Origin of the sequence: Moraxella pluranimalium, assembly GCF_002014825.1 — a bacterium.
Classification (GTDB): domain Bacteria; phylum Pseudomonadota; class Gammaproteobacteria; order Pseudomonadales; family Moraxellaceae; genus Moraxella; species Moraxella pluranimalium.
In genome coordinates this window covers 51,300-72,362 of the sequence record NZ_MUYU01000015.1, presented here as the reverse complement: position 1 = coordinate 72,362, position 21,063 = coordinate 51,300, and the positions used below count along the sequence as shown (strand labels likewise).

The window sequence follows — 21,063 nt, the reverse complement described above, 5'->3', positions numbered from 1 at the left end:
GCAGTTTCAGCGATTTTTTAGGCGTAATAAATCATCATCAGCCAGTCGCCAGCGTCCTTTTTTCTTGGTGCTGCTGCGTCCAAGTAGGGCGGTATTGCCTAGTAGCTTGTGCATTGAGTGGCTTGAATGTGCATGACAGATAGCACACGCCAAGCCATCGGCGGCGTCCTGCTGTGGAATAACTTCAAGTGATAGAATCCGACAAACCATCGCACTGACTTGGTCTTTGTCCGCTGCGCCATAGCCACAGACGGCTTGTTTGATTTGGCGGGCGGTGTATTCAGAGACGGATAAATCAAGTGCGGTCAAAGCGGCAATCGCTGCGCCACGAGCCTGACCGAGCTTGAGCGCTGAGTCGGGGTTTGACGCCATAAACACCTGCTCGACGGCGGCGTGCATGGGCTTGTCGCTGTATTTTTGGTAATGGGTGACGATGCGGGTGATGCCTGAGAAAATTTGGGCGATACGCTCACTCATCTCGGTGCTATTGGTGCGGATAGTGCCTGCGTCCAAAAAGGTGATTTTGTCGCCTTCGGTGCTGACGATGCCATAGCCTGTCATGCGTGAACCGGGGTCGATGCCGATGATTAGAGTCATAGTAAATTTGTCATCAAAAGTGCTGATGGGCTTGAAAATTTGCCAATCGCCCAAATAGTTTGATAGTATAGCGTATTTTTAGCGATTTTTGCTTTTTAATTTGTTTTTGAAGGATGTATTCATGGGTGCTTTGGTTGGTATTGCCTTAGTTTGGTTCATTATTGAGATGCTGGTGTGGTATTTGGTTGCCCAATTACCGGGTATGAGTGGCTGGTATGTGTTCTTTTGGTTCGTGGCGGCGGTGTTTATTGGTCTAAATTTCATCCGCAAGGCTGCCGGCACACTAAATCCAATGGCTCAGCAGGTCAAAGCCATGCAAAGTGGTGTCATCCCTAATCCTGCCAATCAGCCATCAGAAGGTCTGGTCGCCAAGGCTGTCGCATCTGGTATCGCAGGCGTGCTGTTCTTGTTACCGGGTCTGATTAGCGATGTGGTGGCGGTGCTATTGCTGTTGCCATTTGTCCAAAAAATGCTAACGACCAAAGCCAAAAATTACGCCATGAAAAACCAAGACAAACTCATGCAGATGATGGCAAATCAAATGGGTGGCAAGGGCTTTGGGGCGATGGGCGGTCAAAGTCCATTTGGCAATATGAATGGTCAAAATCCATTCGGTCAAGGCAATCCGTTTGGCGGTAGTCCATTTGGCAAAAGTCCATTTGGCGGTACGACGGTCGATGGTGATGCCAAACCTGTCAATAAAGATGTCAAACGCATCACATCAGCGAATGATGAATAACTCAAATTCACCAAATAACCAAACCCCCCGATGCACTCGTATCGGGGGTTTGTTGTCTTGATATGTCGGATTGCGCAGCGGAATCATTTATATTTTGAAAATTATGCTAAAAATGATAAAATTGATTATTTAAAAAATTGGAGATTGTCATGAAAAAACTTTTGGTTTGCTGTGCGTTAATGAGTGCATCATTGCCTGCTTTGGCGGATACATTTTGGAATCATAATGGCTCAATCATGCGCCTGCAAGCGTATGGTAATAACCGAGTGTTCAGCTACGAAGTACCCACCAATCGCATGGCAGGCGCAGGTGTAGGTAGTGGCACAGTATTATTCAATGGCGTGCGTCAGGGCAATAAGTACTACGGGACAGCTCGTGTGTTTTCCAAATATTGTGCTTATCCGCTTGAATATCGTGTAACTGGTACGGTCGTGACTGAGCGTAAGGTTGTCTTGCGTGGTACTCGTGAAAGCTATGCAGCAGGCTGTCGTCCAACAGGTCGCTATACCACCGATGTGCTTGAATTTACCTATATCGGCAATCGCTACTAAGCGAATATAAAGTTAAAAAGCAAACAGTAGGTAGTTTGCTTTTTTTATTGCAAGCGGAAAAATTGCCCACCATCATGGCAGGCAATTTATATCACAGTATCAAATCATGAGTTACTCATAATTATCGATACTTGGGCAAGAGCAGATCAAATTCTTGTCACCATAGACATCGTCCACACGACCGACCGATGGCCAGAATTTGTGGGCTTTGATGTAGTCTAGCGGGAAGGCTGCTTCAGTACGGCTGTATGGACGATCCCATTCGCCAGTCACGACAGCTTGGGTGTGCGGAGCATTGACCAATGGGTTGTTGTCCGCTGTCCAGCCATCAGTACCTGCTTGTACTTTTAGCGCTTCTTGTTTGATTTGCTTAAGTGATGAGATAAAGCGGTCAAGCTCATCTTTGCTCTCAGATTCAGTCGGCTCAATCATCAAGGTGCCTGCCACAGGGAATGACATGGTCGGTGCATGGAAACCATAGTCCATCAGACGCTTAGCGATGTCAGTCTCAGTGATGCCAGTTTCTGCTTTGAGTGGGCGAATGTCGATGATACATTCGTGTGCCACACGGCCGTTTTTACCTGTGTATAGCACTGGATAGTCAGCCGATAGTTGGCTTGCCACATAGTTGGCGTTCAATAGCGCTTGCTTGGTCGCTGCCAATAGACCATCACGACCCATCATGGTGATGTACATCCATGAGATTGGTAGGATGCTTGCAGAGCCATACGGTGCTGCTGAGACAGCAGATTGACCTTCTACTGCATTATGCACAGGGGCGACGCTGTGGCTTGCGATGAATGGCGCTAAGTGTTTTTTCAGACCAATCGGACCCATGCCAGGGCCACCGCCGCCGTGTGGGATGCAGAAGGTCTTGTGCAGGTTCATGTGTAGCACGTCCGCACCGACATCAGCAGGCTGCATGATGGCAACTTGGGCGTTCATGTTAGCGCCGTCCATATAGACTTGACCGCCATGAGCGTGGATTAGATCACAAATATCACGGATACCTTCTTCAAACACACCATGCGTTGATGGATAAGTAATCATCAAAGCACCTAGGTTGGCTGAATGTTCTTCACACTTGGCTTTTAGGTCATCAAGATCCACGTTGCCTTGCTCGTCGGTCGCTACGACGACAACTTTCATACCCATCATCTGAGCGGTAGCAGGGTTGGTACCGTGTGCTGAGCGTGGGATTAGGCAGACATTGCGGTCGGTTTGACCTAGGCTTTCGTGATAGCGGCGAATAGCAAGTAGGCCAGCATATTCACCAGATGCACCTGAGTTTGGCTGCATACTGATTTCATCAAAGCCCGTGATGGCTTTGAGTTGATCTTGTAGGCTGTCAATCATCTCAATGTAGCCGACCACTTCATCACGGGGAGCAAATGGATGCACATTGGCAAACTCATTCCAAGTAATTGGCAACATTTCGCTCGTGGCGTTTAGCTTCATGGTGCATGAGCCAAGCGAAATCATCGAGCGGTTCATCGCCAAATCTTTGTCTTCTAGCGATTTTAGATAACGCAGCATTTGATGCTCGGTGTGGTGGCTGTTGAATACTGGATGGGTCAAGATGTCATCGGTGCGTACTTGTGCGCCAAGCACTGATTTGACTTCGCTTAGCGTGCCTGTTACACCAAAGAAACCACAAAGGGCGTTAAATTCTTCTTCGTCGGTCAATTCGTTAAACGCTACCGAAATGCGAGTGTCGCCATCACGCCATAGGCTGTAACCAGCTTCTTTGGCAGCTTGCATGATGCTATCGGCAGCTGCTTTGTCCGCCACATCTACTAGCACGGTGTCAAAGAATGTATCGTGTACAACAGCAAATTTGGCTTTGACAGCGTCGCTGAACGCCACAGCCAATGCATGAATGCGAGTGGCGATGCGTTTTAGACCGTCAGGACCGTGATACACAGCGTACATACCTGCTAGGTTGGCAAGCAGTACTTGCGAAGTACAGATGTTTGAGTTGGCTTTTTCACGGCGGATGTGCTGTTCACGAGTTTGTAGCGCCATGCGTAGGGCGGTGTTGCCTTGAGCGTCCACCGATACACCGATGATACGACCAGGGGCTGAGCGTTTGTCTTTGTCTTTGAACGCAAAATAGGCAGCGTGTGGACCACCAAAGCCCATCGGGATACCAAAGCGCTGTGTGCTACCTAGTGCAATATCAGCGCCCATCTCGGCAGGTGATTTAAGCAGTACTAGGCTTAGGATATCGGCTGCCACGATGGCATACGCGCCTTTTTCTTTGACTGCTGAAATGATGTCGGTCAAATCAACCACATCACCTTCTTTACCGACATATTGGAAATATGCACCAAAGAAATCACCATTTTTGGCGGCGTCAAAGTCGCCCACAACCACATCCCAACCAAAGTATTTGGCACGAGTGCGGATAACATCTAGGGTTTGTGGATAAGTGCGTTCATCAACGAAGAACTGCGTTGATTTTGACTTGCTGACACGATTTGCCATCGCCATCGCTTCAGCGGCGGCGGTTGCTTCGTCTAGTAGTGATGCACCTGCCAAATCCATACCAGTCAAATCGATACAGACTTGTTGGAAGTTTAGCAATGCTTCAAGACGACCTTGAGCGATTTCGGCTTGGTATGGCGTGTAAGCGGTGTACCAGCCTGGATTTTCTAGCACATTACGCTGAATGACCGCAGGCAGGCGAGTTGGTGCATAGCCTTGACCGATGTAGCTTTTTGAGACGGTGATTTTATCCGCCATTTTGCGTAGCTTGGCTAGGGCATTGTGCTCGCTCATCGCCACTGGCAAATCAAGCTCTTTGCCCAAGCGAACTGCTTTTGGGACGACAGCATCAATAAAGCTGTCCATATCATCAAAGCCAACAGCTTTTAGCAGGGCTTGTTGTTCGCTTGCGTCCTTGCCTAGATGACGATGGACAAAAGCATTTTCATAAAATAAATCGGAAAAGGTGTTAAATGACATAATTTATCCTTTTAGGGTTAGTAATCAGAATAGCTTTGTAATAATTTCACTTCATTGGGTGAATTATCCCAAAAAAATTGTATGTCATTTTTGTCAAAAGAACCCATAATGACCATGCCACAATCATCATCTTTTTCAAAAATATCATAATAAACCAAATCGCCATTTGTGTCATAAAATGATGTTTTGGCTTTTTTATCAACTTCAATCCATTCTGTTTTTTGAGATTGGGTTAAAATTAATTTATCATTGACTTTGCGATAATCTTCAAAACCATTTTCTGTGTATTGACGCATACCAATAATGGTAAGATGGTCTGGTGCAAATACAACATCAGCAATGTGCTTTCCGTCTGAATTGTATTCGGATAACTCATCTTGAATGATGTTGTTGTCTTTGTCTAAAACCAAAATGCGACAAGTTACATCGTCAGCATTGCGATAATAAATTTTAATGAAATCATCGTAATCTAAAATTTCTGTTTGCATTTTTTACCTTCGTTTGTCCAAAATCTATTTATCTAAAACCTGCTGCATTGGCTTCTGCTTTGTTTGGCTTTGTTGGAGCTGCTTTTGTAGACCACGTTGTTGCATCTTTCGATACATACTTTCCACATTGTGCCAACTTAGCATCGGTAATATATGTACTTAATATACTTCTTTGCTTTTCGTACATTTGAATATGTCCTTGATAGGAGCCGTAGGTTGGATGTGCATTTTTGACACTATTATGTTTTGCATGCAAATTATATCTATCAAGTAGCAAATCGTAATATCTATTCCGAACAGTTGGCACTTGATTATTTATTTTATCTGTATATAATTTGCATTCTTGGGCTGTTTTTTCTTTTGCTGATTTATTACCCTTATTACCCTTATTGCCTTTGGCTTGAACTTCTGTCATTGAAAGGTTAATAAAGGCAGTCAAAAACACAAACAGGAAAGCACTTGATAAAATTCTCTTTTTCATAAATAAACTCCAAAGCTACCAAAATAGCGTAAGCTCAAATTGAACTTACGCTATTTTTAATTACAGGCTGTTTTCGTACTCTTCAGCACTCATTAGACTGTCATAATCGGCAGGATTGGCAGGCTTAACTTTAAAGAACCATGCTTTGCCGTATGGGTCTTCGTTGGCAAGTTCTGGGCTGTCGACCAATTCTTCGTTGATCTCAACGATTTCACCGCTGATTGGTGCATAGACATCAGATGCAGCTTTGACAGACTCAACGACAGCGATTTCTTGGTCAGCTTCAACAGTGGTGCCAACTTCTGGCAGCTCAACGAATACCACATCGCCAAGTGCATCTTGGGCGTGGTCAGTGATGCCGACAGTGATGGTGCCGTCTGCTTCTAGGCGTAGCCATTCGTGGCTGGCGACATATTTTAGATCAGCTGGGATATTGCTCATGGGTTTTCTCCTTTGAGTGTGGTTTGGGGGTAAGAAAAAAAGTAAAAATGCTACCGTAAAAAAAGAACATGACCCAAATAAACGCATATGCTCTAAGAATTAGACATTCACGTGTAATTATTCCATATACAATACCAAGTGTGCCAATTGAACTTCCAATTAGATATAGCAATTTAGGCATTTCAAGTAGCAACTTATCTACGGCAGAACCAAGTATATCAGATGAATTTTCACCCATATTCTTAGTAACCTTTTCAAATAAGCTTAACAGTCCTGCAATAACTAGTACAGCTAAGCAGGTAAATGTAAATTCGGTAACTGTCAAGCTGTCAAGTTTTGATGATGCAAAATCTTCAAAAGCTTTAGTATCTCGAAAAAAGTTACTCGAAAAAGCCATAACGAGTGCAAAAACGAGCGACTGCATGGCAAAAATAGGAAACTCATTTGCGATAAAACTAAGTAGTCTCTTCATTATTAATCACAATCAAATTGTTTTTGACCATTTCTTACAAAAGGTAGCTTAAGCACACGCACATCGACTTCTTTGCCACGCATGATGACTTTGGCGGTATCACCAGTGAAGTCACTTGGCACACGAGCGATGGCGATAGATTGTTTTAGACTTGGGCTAAAGACACCGCTTGTGGTGATGCCATTACCTGCATCGGTCACGACTTCCATATGGTCACGCAGTACGCCACCTTTACCAGTCAATAATAGACCAACTTGCTTGACTTTGACGCCATTAGCTTTTAGGGCGACAAGCTTGTCTTTACCGACAAAATCACGGCTTTCATCTTTTAGATCTACCGTCCATGCCATGCCTGCTTCTAGTGGGCTGACATCATCGTCCATATCGTTGCCGTATAGGTTCATACCTGCTTCCATACGCAGGGTGTCACGAGCACCCAGACCACATGGCTGTACGCCTGCATCTGCTAGCGCTTTAAAAAATTCTCCTGCTTTATCGGCAGGCATGATCACTTCCACACCATCTTCGCCAGTGTAGCCTGTGCGAGCGACGAACCAATCATCACCAAGATCGACGCCAACAAATGGCTTAAGTGCGTTGACTTTTTCCGCCCATTCAGGCTTGACGGTGAGTAGTTTTTCAATCGCTTTTGGGCCTTGAACAGCAAGCATTGCCACATCGTAGCGTGGATTTAGTGTCACGCCAAATTCGCTACCGACTTTGGCAAATTGCGCTGAGTCTTTTTCACGAGTTGCGCCGTTTGAGACGATACGATAAGTGGTTTCATCTTCGCTAGTGCGATAAACGATTAGGTCATCAATCACACCGCCATTGTCGTTTAGCATTGCTGAATACAGTGCTTTACCAACAAAGCCAAGTTTATTGACATCATTAGCGATAAGCTTGCGGAAAAATGCTTTGGCATTGTCGCCAGTCACATCGGTCACTAGCATATGCGAGACATCAAACATACCTGCATCGGTACGCACGGCTTCATGTTCGACGATTTGTGAGCCATAATTGACAGGTAATTCCCAACCGCCAAAGTCAATCAATTTGCCATTGAAAGCGACATGAGAATCATATAGGGGGGTGCGTTGTGGTGCGGTCATGGTCGTATCCTTTTTAAAGATGTCGGTGCAAAAATTCACTGGTTCATCATATCACACAGATATGACAACCCATCGAGCATAAGCTCAATAAAAATAAGCACCCCATCTGTCCTTTGACCTGAGATTTTCAACCAAAAAATGGTTTTCTTCCCTTCGGTGGATAATGCCAAGCAAAAATGGGTAATTGGCAATACCGCTCTCCAGATTGTGTTGATAAATCTAAGCTGTTGATTTATCGAGATTTTCAGTCCGTTTACCTGAGCGATTATGGGGATTGTGCGAGCACAGTTTACGCCTTCGGTGGTGTTTTTACCATGTATTGACATGGCTTTGCTGTTTTATCCTTCCTATCAAAAAAAGCAAAAAACACACTCTCCTGAAAATCAAACACCCTTATTATGAAAAATAATGCTACAATTTACAAGTAAAATTATGAACTTTTGTAAAATATTTGTCTTGACAAGTGCTTTTTACAAATTTTAATCAATAATTTATATCAAATAATTGATGAATATGCGAATGATTATTCATATAACCCATTGAATTATTTGATAAAAATGAGAGTAGGATTGACTATGCATTGTGATGTTTATAAATTCCCAAAAAACGAAGACTGGTATGTGTATATCGCACGCCCAAATTACCCAAATGACACCGAGACTTTGATCGATTGGCTGGGTGTGTTGCCAACCGCACTACGAGCCAAGCTTGGCATGGGTCAGTTTGTGATGCACCTAGATTTGTCAAGCCGAGATAAATTGGCGCGAGCCAATATCGATGATGTGCGTGCCAAGCTTGCCGAGCAGGGCTATTATGTCCAAGCGCCGCCTGCTGATATTTTGGCAGCACAAGCACTTGCCAAAGCCAAAGATGCTCAAGACAAAAAATATGATTGATAACTGACTGATTTTTTGTAAGATTTTAAGTTTTACGAATTTTTAACAGTTTTTGGTAAAAAGCGTGTTAAAATAGCGATAATTTTATTGTTGGTTGTTACGATGAATTGGTTAAAAGACTTACCGCTTGAAAAAATCAGTGAAAGCTTGGCTCAATTTTTTGTTTGGTGGGCTCAAATCACTGAAGGTATTCCTGCTGCGCAATTGCCATTGACCGTCTATGTGATTGGCTGTGTGCTTGTGCTATTGCTTTGGCTACTTGTGATGCGCCTGATTCCTAGACCGTTTAAGGGGATTAGCTGGGTGATGGTGGCATCGATTTTGTTTGCACCGGGTCAAGCGGCAGGCGGTACGGGTGAAGTTGCACCTGCGATGCTTGGTGTGTTTCATTCGATTTTGATGAAAGATTTTGCTGGTGCTGTGGTGGCTTTTTTGCCGATTTTGGCGGTGTTTGCTGCACTGCTTGTGGTGGGTGCAATTTGGCAGATGCTGCGTAGTGTGATTGCTGGTGATGCCGAAAAGCAAGCCGAAACTGCTCGTATCCAAGAACAAAAACGTCAAATGGCGCAGATGAACGCCCAAAATCCACAGCCTTAACTGTGCTTGAAATAATTTAGGCAATAGCAAATAAGCCTTGCTATTGCCGATAAATCAGCGTATAATATGCGCTTTGTTAAATGGGTTTGGTTTAGCAAACCTACTTTTTCAATCTCCTTGCTGCTGTCAGATACGGTCTGGTGGTGGCTGTTTTAATCCGTAGGGAGTCCTTATGAGACATTATGAAGTGGTGCTATTGGTTCATCCAGACCAAAGCAACCAAGTTGCCGACATGGTAACTAAGTACCGTACTATTGTTGAAGAAAATGGCGGTGCAAACCATCGTCTAGAAGACTGGGGCCGTCGTCAATTGGCTTACCCAATCAACAAAATCCACAAAGCGCACTATGTGCTACTAAACATCGAATGTAACGATGAGACTCTAGCTCAGCTAGAAGAACTATTCAAGTACAACGATGCCATCATCCGTAGCCTAGTTATCCGCCGTGACGCTGCTATCACTGAACAATCGCCACTAGCGAAAGAAGCAGAAGATAAGCGCACTCGCAAAGCTAACCGTCGTAACGACGTTCGCACCGAACAAGGTGAGAGCGACGCTGACAGCGATAACTAATTAAGGAGATATTATCATGGCACGTTTTTATCGTCGTCGTAAGTTCTGCCGCTTTACCGCTGAAGGCATCTCACACATCGATTACAAAGATGTTGAACTTCTAAAGCAATACATCAGCGAAAATGGCAAAATCGTTCCTAGCCGTATCACTGGTACTTCTAACAAGTATCAGCGTCAGCTAGCAGTTGCGATTAAGCAAGCTCGCTACTTGGCTCTATTGCCATACACTGACAACCACAAGTAATTAACGGAGATAAATCATGCAAGTTATTCTATTACAGCGTGTCGTTAATCTTGGTAAACTTGGTGAAACGGTTGATGTAAAAGCTGGTTACGGTCGTAACTACCTAATCCCACAAGGCAAAGCACTACCTGCAACTGAAGCGAACATCGCTAAGTTCGAAGCTCGTCGTGCTGAGCTAGAAGCTATCGAAGCAAAAGAACTAGAAGTTGCTAACCAACGCGCTGCTGCATTGGCTGATGTTAATGTTATCATGCGTGCTAAAGCTGGTGACGAAGGTAAACTATTCGGTTCTATCGGTACTCGTGACATCGCTGATGCCTTGACTAAGTCTGGTCTAGAAGTAGATCGTGCTGAAGTGAAGATGCCTGAAGGCGCATTCCGTCAAGTGGGTGAGTACAAAGTTACTATCCAACTACATCACGACATCTCAGCTGACATCCTTGTGACAATTCTAAGCGAAGACGCACCACAAGCTGATGCAGACGAAGAATAATCATTAAGATTATTTGAGTATGATAAACCCCTAAAGTGTATAACTTTGGGGGTTTTGTTTTTTTGGGATTTGGCTTGGAATATGAATAGGCGGTTAAGTTTTTAACTTTATATTCTAATCGATGCTATGGAAGCCAAAGTAAGTCATGCTAGACTGATTTGCTACAATGTCATCAGTTGTTGTCATTCAATAATAACATCAATCAAGCACATCAAACAAAGAAGGCTGCGACAAATTATCATCCGTCCCAAAATTCGAAAAAGTCACACCCACCAAGCGAATGGCAAGCTTACGATCGATTTGCTGGAATAATTGCACCGCCCATTGATAGGCTTGTTCGGCACTCTCAAAAGGTAGCTTATGCGTATGACTGCGAGTGATTTGGCTAAAGTCGGCATATTTGACCTTCAGCGTGATGGTGTGCGCTGTCAGCGAACGTGCTTTGAGTGCGTCATAGGCATCGAGTGTCTGCTCATGGATTTTGGCTAGGATAATCTCATCTTGGCTGATATTCTCGCCAAAGGTAATCTCAGTGCCAATGGATTTGCGAATGCGTTCAGCCTGTACAGGACGATGGTCGATGCCGTGGGCGATATCGTGATAATATTGACCCCGTTTTTGCCCAAAGAGATTCACGAGCGTGCTAAGTTCGGTTTTACGCAGCTGTAAGCCGGTGTGAATGCCTAAATCGTGCAGTTTGGCACTGCTGGATTTGCCAATCCCGTGAAATCGCTCAATCGGCAGGCTATCAATCAATGCTTGGGCGTACTCGGGCACGATGACGGTAATGCCATTAGGCTTGTTGATGTCGGATGCGATTTTGGCAAGCATTTTATTGTACGATACGCCAGCGGATGCGGTTAGCCCTGTGGTATCAAAAATCGCTTGGCGTAGGTGATTTGCCATCAGCGTTGCCGAACCTTGATACAGATGGGTGTCAGTGACATCAAGATAGGCTTCATCGAGTGATAATGGCTCAACAATCGGCGTCAGCGTACGCATGATTGCTTGTACTTGTGCACTCACGGCACGATACGCATCAAAGCGTGGGCGGACAAAGATGGCGTGCGGACAGCGTTTTTTGGCTTCATAACAGCTCATTGCCGAGCGAATGCCATATTGACGAGCTTCATAGCTTGCGGTGGAGACGACACCACGCCCATTGGGGTCGCCACCGACGATGAGCGGTTTGCCACGCAAGGCGGGGTTATCTCGCTGTTCGACACTGGCAAAGAAAGCATCCATGTCGATGTGAATGATTTTACGCATGGCTTATTATACCGTACCTGTGCATAAACAAAAAGCGCATCACGATGGTGATACGCTTTTGGCGGTATTCTGCGATTAGAAGTGCACTTCTAAACCGACATAAGGGCCTTTAAAATCAGCCTTATACGGTGTTTGCTTACCAAAGACAGTGCCTAGATACTTGACATTCATCTCGTCATAATCCAGCGATAGGATGCGATAACCGCCTTTGATGCCCAAATCGACAGCAGCGGTCTTGACGAAGTCGTATTTTAGCTCTGCTTGTGCATCTGTGGCTTTGACATTTGTGCCGACACCCACACCAAGCTCAGCTTTGGCTGATAGGCCGGTGAATGGTAGTTTTGCGCCGACAGATGCGTATGCCATTGGTAGGGTTTTGTTCAAATCCAGCGTTTTGCCGCCTGTGTATTTGACATCGCCAGAGATGCGCTTAGCACCCAAGCCCAAATCAACACTCACGACATTGTCTAGGATTTCATAATACGCAATGGCATCGGTGCTGGTGAATGCCACTTCGTCTTTGGCGATGGCAGTGTTTTGGCTGTGATTGATGTCAGCATGACGCACACGCACATTTGGGATTAGTGGTACACCGTGCTCAAGGCTTGCAGATAGCATATAGTTGCCTTCATCATCAAAGTTTTGTTTGACGCCATTGTCGGTGACATCAGCAGAGGTGTGCCAGTAGTTGGCATCGGCATATAGACCGTACAGGGTGTCAGCGTGCGCTGTGCTTGCGACAAGTAGTGCAGTTGCGATTGCGATTTTTTTCATAAATAACACTCAAAAATTGCCCCATCAATGACAGGGCAGGCTAGGGAAAATTTGACCAGTTATGCCAAAGTCGCACCAACTGGCATGGTGTCAGGTAGGGTGATGACGGTTAATTGACCGTCTTTTTCGGCGGATAAAATCATACCTTCAGAGATGCCAAACTTCATTTTGCGTGGCGCAAGGTTGGTCACGCAGACGACTTTTTTGCCGGTCAGCTCTTCAGGTTTATAGAACTTGGCAATGCCGCTAAACACATTGCGGGTGCTCTCTTCGCCGACATCTAGGGTGAACTGAAGTAGCTTATCTGCCTCTTCGACGCTGTTACACTCAACGACATGAGCAACTTTCATGGTCACTTTGGCAAAGTCATCAATACCGATGAACTCGCTACCTGCTTGAGCAGCTTTGTCAGCATTTTTGACTTTGTTATCAGTTTTGTTATCGGCTTTTTGGGCAGGTTTGGATTCTAGATTTTCTTTAGAATCATTCACCATCGCATCAACTTTGTCTTTTTCGACTCGGCTCATCAGTGGGCTAAAGGCATTGATGCTATGACCAAGCAAATGCTGCTGACGGCTGTCGAAGTCCAGCGTCTCAACATTCAAGAAATTACGAGCATTGTCAGACAATACTGGCAAAATCGGCGCAAGATAAATCACAAGCTTATGGAAAATGTTTAGCGCAACGGTGCAGACAGCTTGGACTTCTTCGGTTTTACCTTCTTTATTTAATGCCCATGGCTTGTGCGTGTCGATGTATTCATTTGCCTTATCCGCACACGCCATGATTAGACGGGTGGCACGGCCAAATTCACGCGCTTCATAGGCGGCGGCGATATCGCTGCCTGCATCGATGATTTCTTGGACTAGGGCAGGCTCTGCCAAAGTATCCGCCAATTTGCCATCGTTATTCTTATGAATAAAGCCTGCACAGCGAGAGGCGATATTGACGACTTTACCAACCAAGTCTGAATTAACTTTTTGCATAAAGTCTTCTAAATCTAGGTTAATGTCTTCGACGCTGGCTGAGAGTTTGCTGGCAAAATAATAGCGCAGATATTCAGGGTTTAGATGATTCAGATACGTTTCGGCTTTGATGAAAGTACCACGAGATTTACTCATTTTCTCGCCATTGACGGTCAAAAAGCCGTGTGCATTGACCGCTGTCGGTGTGCGCAGGCCAGCACCTTCTAGCATCGCCGGCCAAAATAGCGCATGGAAATAGACGATGTCCTTGCCGATGAAATGATACAGCTCGGTAGTGCTGTCTTTTTTCCAATATTCATCAAAATCAAGCCCTGTACGCTCGCACAGATTCTTAAAGCTTGCCATATAGCCTACAGGTGCATCTAGCCAAACATAAAAATATTTATCAGGCTCACCGGCTGGTGTATTTGGAATTTTAAAGCCAAAATATGGCGCGTCACGGCTGATGTCCCACGGGGCAAGACCTGCGTCAAACCATTCAGACAGCTTATTATAAATCGCTGATTGCAAGCGGTTGTCGCCTTTTGTCCATGATTTTAGAAAATCTTCAAACTTTGGCAAATCAAAGAAATAGTGCTTGGATGATTTGACCACAGGCGTTGAATTGCTCAATGTCGAATACGGGTTCTTCAGCTCGGTGGCGTTATAGGTGCTTGAGCAGACTTCGCAGTTATCGCCGTATTGGTCTTTGGCGCCGCATTCAGGGCATTCACCTTTGACAAAGCGGTCGGCTAGGAATAGGCCTTTTTCGGTGTCGAATAATTGCTCAACATCTTTGGTAAAGATATAGCCGCCTTGCTCAAGCTTGGTGTAAATCTCTTGGGAAAACTGCTCGTTCTCTGGGCTGTGCGTTGAGTAATAATTATCAAAACCGATATGAAAGCCTGCAAAGTCCTTTTCGTGCGATGCTTTGACAGTGGCGATTTGTTCTTCGGGGGTGATGCTGTTGGCTTCAGCCTTTAGCATGATGGCGGTGCCGTGTGCATCATCGGCGCAGACATAGGTGACGGTATGACCCATGGCTTTCATGGCTCGCACCCAAATGTCGGTTTGGATGTATTCCACCAAATGCCCTAAGTGAATCGGGCCATTGGCATAAGGTAAGGCACTGGTAACAAGAATTTTGCGATTGGCGCTCATGAATTTACCCCAAAAATTATTCAAATGAAAATCTGTCTATCATACCGTAAATCGGTAGAAAAATCATCTAAAATTCGTTGGTATGGTTGCTTGTTGATCATTTGGTTTAAGACTTGGCTTAAGACACAGTCGCCATAGGGCAAGCAGGCTCATGATGAGCATGACGGCAAATAAATAAAACAGCTTGGGTGCGATGAGCTGGGTGGGGACGCCCATTTGATTGAGCTGTACAAACATCTGAATACCTTGTGTGCTTGGCAGAAGCTCGGCAAAATTGACAAGCCACTTTGGCATGCCAACAAAAGGATAGGCAAGCCCTGATAATAAAAACAGTGGCACAGATGAAAAAATCAACAGTTGCCCAACTCGCTCAGAGCGATCAAAAAATGATGACAGTGCTGACGCGATGGCAATGACAGCACCGACAAAAATCGGTGTCGCAAGCACCATGCCCCAAAAATTGCCACCACGGGGATAGTCCTGCTGCCAAAACACAAAGCCATACAGATACCAGCTGGATAAAGTACCAATCAACCCTGCAACGAGATATACAGAGATGAGTTGGCTGATGCGTAGCCTTCGATGTGTTTGTTGAAAACCGCAAATAAGCATGCCGACACCAAGTAGTAGCGTCTGATGAACAATCAAAGGGGCTATGGCGGGAAAAACATAACTGCCATAGCCGCTTGTGGTATTAAATAGTGGCTGTTTGTGTACGAGTGTCGGCAGCTGTAGATGGCTGATTTGGGTAAATTTAGCCATCTCATCAATAAGCACCTGTTCAAGCGAGCTGATCAGACCTGTGCTCACCGTCTGTGTTCTAAGCAAATAAGCCCCGCTCAGATACAGTCCGATGCCACCAGTCTCTCCATGATGGATACTTTGGCTGAGTGTCTTTGGCAGGTATAAAATCCCTTCTGCGTGCATACTTCGTACTTGTTTTAGCGCTTGGGGTAGGTTGTTTGTGATGTCAATGACTTCAACATTTGGGCTGTGTGATGTAGTGCGGATGATGGTGTGGCTGAGTGCGCTTTGTTCTTCATCGACGATAATCAAGGGGAGTGCCTGTGCATGCTCGGCATGATAAGCGGTGGGATAAAAAATGCCATAAAAACCGATTGAGAGCACCATCGTCAATAAAATAGAGCGATTTTTTAGTATTGCAAGAAAAGTTGCGATACAGTCTTGAAATAGTGTCAAAATTGCTTGCTTCATGATGATGCGCCTGTATCGGTGACTAGATTGTTGGTAATTTTGCGCACCAGTATCAAGCAGATGCTACTAAAAATAATGACAAATAGCAGTAAGATGAGTAAATTTGGCAACATAGACTGCCAAGGACTACCGATAATCCAGCTTTGGGTTTGAAGCTTGGCAAAACTTGTAAATGGAATGATATTTGACCAAAACTGCGTAAATGTCGGCGCATTATTGAGCGGTAATGACACACCAGCAAAGCTCATCGATGAGCCGCCATAGACCGCGAGCAGCCCAAAGCTTTTGTTCGCATCACGAACAACTAGAGCAACCATAGCGCCAAATAGTGCATAAGCACCATAAAATAGCACCTGCGCCATCATCAACCACAGTGCGCTACCTGCGATGGCATATTGGCGCACCCAAATCATCCAAGTAAGCCAAATCGCCGCCCATAGAATAATCACTAGCGTGTAAAGGCTTACTTTACCAAGCAAGGCGGCAATGGGTGAATCCTTGAGCCAATCACTAGCTGTACCATCAGCAAATTCAATGCCTATGGCATACGCCACCAAACAGCTTAAGAGTAGATGCAATACTGCCGCCACCACAAACGGCGATAAAAATAGCTCATAACTTAGCGTGGGGTTGAATAAAATTGTCACCTTGACAGTAGGTAACGCCAAATGCAACGACGGTAGGGTGTTTACCAAATACGACTCACTTAAAAATGACTCTACACCTGATAGTACCGCAGATGACATCGCTGACGCACTACCACTGCCCATGCTGTATAAGGCTTGATTGTACACTAAAAGCAGTCCAGGATCTTCGGCATTGACCAAACGAGTTTCGGCATTTTTTGGGATATATAGATAGCCGCCGATGTCCAGTGTGTTGATGGCACGCTCGGCATCTTGTGGATTTTGGCTGACTGTGACGACATCCAGCGATTGATGATGGCTGATATGGCGGATGATATGATGGCTTAGCTCACTTTGATCTCGATCGACGACCATGATGGGCAGATGTTCGGCTTTGGTATGGATGAACATACTTCCAAACAGCACAATCACCAATAGTGGTATGCCAAATAGCGCAAACAAATCCCAACGGCTATCAGAGACTTTGCGCACTTCACGAAAAAAGCTGTCACAAAATCCTGTCAAAAATCGAGAAAATGCGGATGGCTTGGGCGAGTATCTCATAAAAAAAGCTAAATGGCGACCATGATGCTGATGTACTTGATTCTAACGATTTAGTCGAATATCAAAAATGACACTCATGCCTGTGATTAGCCCATCGATTGGCGTGGTTGGTGTGAGTGTCACTTCAAAACTTCTGATGTCATAACCGCCGGTTTGCTTATTGCTTTTGATGGTGGCAAACTCTCCTTCAGCGCCGATATGACTGATGCGAAAATCGACTTTTTTATCCAGTGCAGGGATATATCCCGTCAGAGTGTCGGCACTACGGATGCTTGGTAGGTAGTCTTCACGCACGCTTAGCAGTACATGCTCGCTTGGGTGAATCATGCTAATCACAGGGACGGCGATGGCGACAAGCTCGCTTGGTTTGGCATAGATTTTATTGATCGTACCATCAATTGGGGCGATGAGCGTTGTCTCTGCATCGAGCGCTTGTGCTTCGGCGACAGCGGCCTTGGCGATTTGCACTTGAGCATCGGCGCTGGATTTGGCTTCATCGCTACGACCATGTTTTGCCTTGAGATACTGCTGGTGTGCAGCTTCACTCATCTCAGCCGATGATGTCTTGGCTGCCATCATCTCATCACGACGCTGACGACTGATGACACCTTCTTGATACAGGTATTCTCCCCGATTGGCAGTTTCGTGAGCGAGCTTGGCTTGGGCTTGCAGGCTTTGCCAATTGGCATATAGACTATCGGTATTTTCTTGGCGAGTGCCACGCATGGTTGCTTGCTGTGCCGCGAGTGCAGATTGCAAGGCGGCATCAGCCTGTTGTTTTTTGGCTTCAATTTCTGGACTAATGAGCTTGGCTAGTATTTCGCCTTTTTTCACCATTTGTCCTTCTTTGACATAGATGGCATCGATGCGACTTGGTAGTTTGGTGCTTAGGTTTACGGTTTCACCATCAACTTCCCCTTGCAAGGTGATGATGTCATCGCCCACGAGTTTGTTTTTGGTTTTGGCGATAAACCCATTAGATTCATTGGCTGGGTGTGGTACAGTGCTAGTATCTTCATAGCTTTTTAGCAGTCCATAAGCAATGAGCAGTAGTAGCGATGCGATCAAGACTGCCACTAATAAAATCACGATGGGTTTTTTGTTTCGTTTTTTATAAGTGGCATCAGCTGCTTGCGGATCGCTATGCTCGGTGATTTGGGTTTCGTCTGTCTGCTTTGAAGGTTTGAGTGTTTTGGTCATGGCGATAGTGTATGATAATTATATAGTGTATGATAATTATAAGGTGATGACATCGGCCTGATGTAGATAGTGGCTAAACTGATCAAGCTCACCTGTGTGATGAAGTAAATTTGCTAATGCCATCACATAGCGATAAGCATTCGTCGCCATCTCGCTTTCAACTTGTTGTAATCGAGTCTCGGCATCGACGACATCAGCGACAGTACCAAATCCTTCTTTAAAAGCAAGTCTTTGGATGCGCAGATTTTCGATGGCTGCTGATTTATTTTGTGCAAGTAGCGACTGTGTGCGCTGCGCATGTTGTAGCTCTAGATAAGATAGATGCATGGCACTTGTTAGGTCGGTCGTTGCTTGTGTGGCGCTTAAGGCAGCGGCTTGTGCTTGCAGGTTGGCTGCTTGAATTTTGGCATCACGATCAAGCCCAGAGTATAGCGTATAATTGGCAGCAATACCGACGAACCAGTCACCGTCATCAGGTGTGTATTCACCTAGGGCGAACACTTTGGGTTTTTTAGCGGATTTTGCCAAACCGACACGCTCATTGGCAAGCTCAATATCTTTGGCAAGTTTTTGACTGGTGGGTGCATTGGTGTTGAGCTTATTTACCAAGCTATCCCAATTTGGCTGTAGGGTGCGATTGATAAATAATGGTGTCGTAAGTGTGCTGATGTGCTGACTGTTTAATAAGCTTTGTAATTGAAACAGGCTTTGCTCATAAGTTAGAGTGCTATTTTGGTACAGCTGCTGAGCCTGATTGCGTGCCACTTCAAATTGCATCCGCTGACCACGACTGATAAAACCCACTCGCTCAAGTTGATGTGCATTATTGACATGAAGTTGCATCGCATCATATTGTGCTTTTGCGCTGTGCTGTAATGCTTGTTGTAATTTTGCACCAAAATATAAGCGAATCAGATTGAGTCGCTCAAGCGAAATCTGCTCAAGTTCAGACAATGATTGACGCTGTGCACCAAGTTTGGCGATTTGCTGACTGCTACGAATCGCGCCACCTGTATAGATTGGCATGGTCACAGCGATACTTGGTGTGAATGAGCTGTCTTTTGCATCGAGATGTACTTCGTTTGGCAGGCGAGAGATAGCACGATTTAGTAGTGTATGTGTTGTCGTATTGACAATTTCTGCACTGATGGCGTCCAGACCCAGATTGCCAAGATTGGTGCTTTGGTGATCAAGCTGCTGACCAATATCTTCGGCCAGCTGAGTTTTGAGTGCTTGCGTTGAGATATCAGCGGTCTGATGATAACTAAGTGCTCGCATATTAAGCGATACCGTCGGCCTGCCCAAACCCTGAACGGCTTTGGCTTCTTGTTCGCTAGCTTGGCTAAGCAATGCCGATGCTTGTACACGATTTGACTGTGTGAGCAGGTCGGATTCGGCTTGCTCAAAGCTATAACTGTACGCTGTTGTCGATAAGCTTGCAATGCCAATTAGGACGCCGATAAATTGTGCACAAAGCTGCATAACTCTCACCACTTGAATAAAATTTCAATACAGACAATAAGCATAATCTAATCCAAAATGCGTAAGGTTGTACCTTTGCTTGTTGACTCGTTATCAGTATCGTCATCGGATGCACTATCTGCTTGCTCGGCTTGATAGCCGTCATATTCTGCTGGGTCAAAAAATGCCCCATGCTTAGGGTCTTCTTTGGCATAAATACCCATCACCGCCTGCATCGGAATCCACAGCTCTTGTGAGACGCCGCCAAAGCGTGCAGAGAAACTGATGGCATCATTATCAATCATAAGATTATGCGTCGCTTGATATGAGCAAGCAAGCACCAAACGGCCATCTTGGGCGTATTGTAGCGGTGCGACGACATCAGGGTGCGTGGCATCAATCATGATATAGGCAGTGAACTCGTTGTCTTCTAGCCATTCGTGGAAGGCACGGATAAGATAAGGGCGTTTTGGTGTGGTCATGGATAATCCTTAAAAATCAAACTGGCTTTAAAACTATTTCGCTCAAACAGTCGCTGCTGATATTCAATCAATGGACGGCAAAGGTGGCGTGGTAGGTCAATACCCATCTGTGGCAGTCGCCATAGTAAGGGCAATAAAATCACATCACACCAGCCAAATTCATCAGACATAAAATACGGCTTATGCCCAAATAAGGGCGAGAGCGTGATGAGTGAGTCAGAAAGTGATTTTTTGGCTTGAGCGGCTTTATTGGCATCAAAGCTATCAGGATGAGTTAGTAGGGTGTATGCTTCTGATAGCCAGTCCTTTTGTAGTCGCCAAGCAAGCAAGCGAGTTTGGGCACGCTCTTTTGGGGTGATGGGGAGCAATCTTGGAAATTGGTGGCGTTCTTCGAGATATTCAAAAATGACATTGATTTCATACAGTGCCACATCACGATTGGCGAGCACAGGCAGGGTGCGATAGGGGTTGAGCTCACTTAATTCTTCGGGACGTTCGTCGTCAATGGTATGTAGATGGTAGTTTAATCGCTTTTCTTCTAACAATAGGCGTACCAAATGGCTGTCGATCCCTTGATCGGCGTATAGGATAAACTGTGTTGGGGGTAATTGCGATAAATTTTCCATTGGTCAACGCTTGGAGAAATACGCTGTTAGTTTAACAAAAAATTTGCCCAATGTGTAAAAAAATATCC

Annotated in this window: 23 protein-coding genes and 2 riboswitches; of the genes, 7 read left to right on the top strand and 16 right to left on the bottom strand. The window is 45.2% G+C overall.

Annotation, left to right across the window (positions count from 1 at the left end; all coding sequences use genetic code 11):
* Nucleotides 1–6 precede the first annotated feature (6 nt).
* The gene (gene ruvC / locus B0680_RS06240) at nt 7–597 is read right to left on the bottom strand and encodes a crossover junction endodeoxyribonuclease RuvC (protein ID WP_078254359.1); all 591 of its coding nucleotides are present in this window, start codon (nt 595–597) and stop codon (nt 7–9) included.
* A gap of 121 nt (nt 598–718) precedes the next feature.
* Between ruvC and B0680_RS06235 the strand changes: the two genes are divergently transcribed.
* Nucleotides 719–1,336 carry an FxsA family protein gene (locus B0680_RS06235; protein ID WP_078254238.1) on the top strand — a complete coding sequence of 206 codons (618 nt, stop codon included), beginning with the start codon at nt 719–721 and terminating at the stop codon, nt 1,334–1,336.
* 149 nt (nt 1,337–1,485) lie between these two features.
* On the top strand, nt 1,486–1,887 hold the full coding sequence (locus B0680_RS06230) for a hypothetical protein (RefSeq protein WP_078254237.1): 402 nt from the start codon (nt 1,486–1,488) through the stop codon (nt 1,885–1,887).
* A gap of 111 nt (nt 1,888–1,998) precedes the next feature.
* On the opposite strand, the gene gcvP is transcribed toward B0680_RS06230, so the two are convergent.
* Genes gcvP through gcvT form a run of 6 tightly spaced genes read right to left on the bottom strand, consistent with a single transcriptional unit; the run spans nt 1,999 to nt 7,848 of the window.
* The gene (gene gcvP, locus B0680_RS06225; RefSeq protein WP_078254236.1) at nt 1,999–4,854 is read right to left on the bottom strand and encodes an aminomethyl-transferring glycine dehydrogenase; all 2,856 of its coding nucleotides are present in this window, start codon (nt 4,852–4,854) and stop codon (nt 1,999–2,001) included.
* A 17-nt stretch (nt 4,855–4,871) separates the two neighbouring features.
* Nucleotides 4,872–5,342, bottom strand: coding sequence for a hypothetical protein (locus B0680_RS06220; protein WP_078254235.1), 471 nt, complete (start codon nt 5,340–5,342; stop codon nt 4,872–4,874).
* Between the two features lie 28 nt (nt 5,343–5,370).
* Nucleotides 5,371–5,823, bottom strand: coding sequence for a hypothetical protein (locus tag B0680_RS06215; protein ID WP_078254234.1), 453 nt, complete (start codon nt 5,821–5,823; stop codon nt 5,371–5,373).
* 60 nt (nt 5,824–5,883) lie between these two features.
* Nucleotides 5,884–6,264 carry a glycine cleavage system protein GcvH gene (gene gcvH, locus B0680_RS06210; protein ID WP_078254233.1) on the bottom strand — a complete coding sequence of 127 codons (381 nt, stop codon included), beginning with the start codon at nt 6,262–6,264 and terminating at the stop codon, nt 5,884–5,886.
* The gene (locus B0680_RS06205; protein ID WP_078254232.1) at nt 6,245–6,736 is read right to left on the bottom strand and encodes a hypothetical protein; all 492 of its coding nucleotides are present in this window, start codon (nt 6,734–6,736) and stop codon (nt 6,245–6,247) included. The genes gcvH and B0680_RS06205 overlap by 20 nt, the downstream gene beginning before the upstream one ends.
* 2 nt (nt 6,737–6,738) lie before the next feature.
* Complete coding sequence (gene gcvT / locus B0680_RS06200; protein WP_078254231.1) at nt 6,739–7,848, bottom strand: glycine cleavage system aminomethyltransferase GcvT; 1,110 nt, start codon at nt 7,846–7,848, stop codon at nt 6,739–6,741.
* A 96-nt stretch (nt 7,849–7,944) separates the two neighbouring features.
* Nucleotides 7,945–8,062, bottom strand: a riboswitch (glycine riboswitch).
* A 21-nt stretch (nt 8,063–8,083) separates the two neighbouring features.
* Nucleotides 8,084–8,237, bottom strand: a riboswitch (glycine riboswitch).
* Between the two features lie 186 nt (nt 8,238–8,423).
* Between gcvT and B0680_RS06195 the strand changes: the two genes are divergently transcribed.
* The 5 genes from B0680_RS06195 (at nt 8,424) to rplI (ending at nt 10,652) form a co-directional block, all read left to right on the top strand.
* Nucleotides 8,424–8,744: a YcgL domain-containing protein gene (locus B0680_RS06195; RefSeq protein ID WP_078254230.1), complete on the top strand. Its 321-nt coding sequence runs from the start codon at nt 8,424–8,426 to the stop codon at nt 8,742–8,744.
* A gap of 102 nt (nt 8,745–8,846) precedes the next feature.
* Nucleotides 8,847–9,341 carry a hypothetical protein gene (locus B0680_RS06190; RefSeq protein ID WP_078254229.1) on the top strand — a complete coding sequence of 165 codons (495 nt, stop codon included), beginning with the start codon at nt 8,847–8,849 and terminating at the stop codon, nt 9,339–9,341.
* Nucleotides 9,342–9,513: 172 nt separating this feature from the next.
* The gene (gene rpsF / locus B0680_RS06185) at nt 9,514–9,915 is read left to right on the top strand and encodes a 30S ribosomal protein S6 (RefSeq protein ID WP_078254228.1); all 402 of its coding nucleotides are present in this window, start codon (nt 9,514–9,516) and stop codon (nt 9,913–9,915) included.
* 16 nt (nt 9,916–9,931) lie between these two features.
* Entirely contained in the window at nt 9,932–10,159 is a 228-nt protein-coding gene (rpsR, locus tag B0680_RS06180) for a 30S ribosomal protein S18 (RefSeq protein ID WP_076556033.1), read from the top strand.
* Nucleotides 10,160–10,175: 16 nt separating this feature from the next.
* Nucleotides 10,176–10,652 (top strand): 50S ribosomal protein L9, encoded by a 477-nt coding sequence (gene rplI / locus B0680_RS06175; RefSeq protein ID WP_078254227.1) that lies wholly within the window; start codon nt 10,176–10,178, stop codon nt 10,650–10,652.
* 198 nt (nt 10,653–10,850) lie between these two features.
* On the opposite strand, the gene dinB is transcribed toward rplI, so the two are convergent.
* From dinB to B0680_RS06130, 9 genes are all read right to left on the bottom strand, one after another.
* A complete protein-coding gene (gene dinB, locus B0680_RS06170) occupies nt 10,851–11,921 on the bottom strand; it encodes a DNA polymerase IV (protein WP_078254226.1) in 1,071 nt (356 codons plus the stop codon).
* 75 nt (nt 11,922–11,996) lie between these two features.
* Nucleotides 11,997–12,695 carry a TIGR04219 family outer membrane beta-barrel protein gene (locus tag B0680_RS06165; protein ID WP_078254225.1) on the bottom strand — a complete coding sequence of 233 codons (699 nt, stop codon included), beginning with the start codon at nt 12,693–12,695 and terminating at the stop codon, nt 11,997–11,999.
* Between the two features lie 59 nt (nt 12,696–12,754).
* Nucleotides 12,755–14,821 carry a methionine--tRNA ligase gene (metG, locus tag B0680_RS06160; RefSeq protein WP_078254224.1) on the bottom strand — a complete coding sequence of 689 codons (2,067 nt, stop codon included), beginning with the start codon at nt 14,819–14,821 and terminating at the stop codon, nt 12,755–12,757.
* 63 nt (nt 14,822–14,884) lie between these two features.
* The gene (locus B0680_RS06155; RefSeq protein ID WP_078254223.1) at nt 14,885–16,036 is read right to left on the bottom strand and encodes an ABC transporter permease; all 1,152 of its coding nucleotides are present in this window, start codon (nt 16,034–16,036) and stop codon (nt 14,885–14,887) included.
* Nucleotides 16,033–17,226: an ABC transporter permease gene (locus B0680_RS06150; protein WP_078254222.1), complete on the bottom strand. Its 1,194-nt coding sequence runs from the start codon at nt 17,224–17,226 to the stop codon at nt 16,033–16,035. The genes B0680_RS06155 and B0680_RS06150 overlap by 4 nt, the downstream gene beginning before the upstream one ends.
* A 42-nt stretch (nt 17,227–17,268) precedes the next feature.
* The gene (locus B0680_RS06145) at nt 17,269–18,426 is read right to left on the bottom strand and encodes an HlyD family secretion protein (RefSeq protein ID WP_078254221.1); all 1,158 of its coding nucleotides are present in this window, start codon (nt 18,424–18,426) and stop codon (nt 17,269–17,271) included.
* A gap of 36 nt (nt 18,427–18,462) precedes the next feature.
* Nucleotides 18,463–19,908, bottom strand: a complete 1,446-nt coding sequence (locus tag B0680_RS06140; protein WP_078254220.1) for a TolC family protein — start codon at nt 19,906–19,908, stop codon at nt 18,463–18,465.
* 47 nt (nt 19,909–19,955) lie between these two features.
* Nucleotides 19,956–20,369, bottom strand: a complete 414-nt coding sequence (locus B0680_RS06135) for a ClpXP protease specificity-enhancing factor (RefSeq protein WP_078254219.1) — start codon at nt 20,367–20,369, stop codon at nt 19,956–19,958.
* Nucleotides 20,366–20,995: a glutathione S-transferase N-terminal domain-containing protein gene (locus tag B0680_RS06130; protein WP_078254218.1), complete on the bottom strand. Its 630-nt coding sequence runs from the start codon at nt 20,993–20,995 to the stop codon at nt 20,366–20,368. The genes B0680_RS06135 and B0680_RS06130 overlap by 4 nt, the downstream gene beginning before the upstream one ends.
* Nucleotides 20,996–21,063: the final 68 nt, after the last annotated feature.